A 1,410-nucleotide genomic window follows, 5' to 3' on the forward strand; every position below is an offset into this window, starting at 1 on the left:
AGCGCGCCGACGGCGCCCGGCAGCGCGTACGCGGCGACCGCGGCCCCGACGTAGAGCCCGGGGTTCTCCTCCGGGGCCAGCAGCACGGCGAGCCACGGCACGGTCACGACGGCCATCCCGTCGCCGAAGTCGGAGGCGACGAACGCGGGCAGCAGGCGCCGGAACGGGCGGTGCGCGAACAGGGGGCGGTAGGCCGGGGGGAGCTTGGGGAACCTGGTCCGGCCGGTTCTGGGTGCGGTCACCGGGACAGCTTCACTCCCGGGGTCCGCCGGAAGTCAACGGGGGCGGATGCCTCAGGTCGTGTTCACGCCACCACCACGCATCCACGCCGCTCGAGCGCGACGGCCACCGGGTCGTCGGCGGGGTCGACGGCGAGGTCGTTCCACCGCAGGTCGAGCTTCTCCAGGGAAGGCATGTCCGGCAGCCACGGGGGCAGCCGGCGGATCCGGTTGCCCCGCAGGTCGAGGACGCGCAGCAGGGGCAGTCCGGCGAGCCTGCCGGGGACCTCGGGGAGCAGGTTGTCGCGGAGTTCGAGATGGCGCAGTTCGCGCAGGTGGGAGAAGGAGTCCGGGAGGCGGGTGAGGCGGTTGCCCTTGAGCCACAGTTCCCGGAGCCGGCCGAGGTCTCCGATCCGCTCGGGGAGATGCGTCAACTCGTTGTGCTGGGCTCGCAGTTCGACCAGGGCGGCCAGCCGGCTGAGGGTGTCGGGGAGCGCGGTGAGGCGGTTGTCGCCGACGTTGAGGAGCCGCAGGCGCGTGAGCGAGCCGAGTTCGTCCGGCAGCCGGGTCAGCCGGTTGTCGTGGAGGTAGAGGCAGCCGGTGAGGCCGGTCAGGGCGCCGATCTCCGGCGGCAGTCCGGTGAGCGCGTTGTGGCCGAGGTCGAGGGTGGTGAGCCGCCGGAGCCGGCCGACCGCGGGCGACAGGGCGGTCAGGTCGTTGTCGGCGAGGATCAGCACGCGCAGTTCCCGCCGGTCCCAGACGGACTCCGGGACGGCGCCGAGGTGCCGGCGCCAGAGGTCCAGGACGCTCAGAGCCGCTCCTCGAGATGGCGTTCGAGCTGGCCGATCAGATCGTCGGCCGCGCCCAGGGAGACGCTGCGGTCGGTGACGACGGCGTGGCCGTCGTGCTCCAGTGCGTAGACGAACATGTCGCGGGCGTCCTCGTCGACGCTGCGGGGCGGGAGCGTGGCGAAGTCGATCTGCTTCAGGAGGGTCTTCAGCCGGTCGCGGTCGGCGCCGGAGAGGGGGTCGGCCTCCCAGTAGCCCTTCTTCCGTTCGCTGACCTCGACCGTGCCGTCGGTGGACGCCAGGATGGAGCGGTGGACGCCGGCGATGCCGCCGGTGACGGTGAGGCGGACGCTCTCGGGCCGGTCCGTCGGCGTCGCGCTCGCCCCGCCCTGCTCCGCGGGCCC

Annotated in this window: 2 protein-coding genes and 1 pseudogene; all 3 read right to left on the reverse strand. The window is 73.3% G+C overall.

Annotated elements, in window-relative coordinates:
• Positions 1–242 (reverse strand): annotated as a pseudogene (locus HW445_RS30945) (hypothetical protein); the annotation flags it as partial.
• Between the two features lie 62 nt (positions 243–304).
• Positions 305–955 (reverse strand): leucine-rich repeat domain-containing protein, encoded by a 651-nt coding sequence (locus HW445_RS30950; protein WP_374939730.1) that lies wholly within the window; start codon positions 953–955, stop codon positions 305–307.
• A 71-nt stretch (positions 956–1,026) separates the two neighbouring features.
• Positions 1,027–1,410 (reverse strand): hypothetical protein (locus HW445_RS30955; protein ID WP_180224098.1); only part of this gene is annotated, 384 nt, incomplete at its 5' end.

This window comes from Streptomyces sp. UH6 (assembly GCF_013421635.1).
In the GTDB taxonomy this organism is placed as follows: Bacteria; Actinomycetota; Actinomycetes; order Streptomycetales; family Streptomycetaceae; genus Streptomyces; species Streptomyces abyssomicinicus.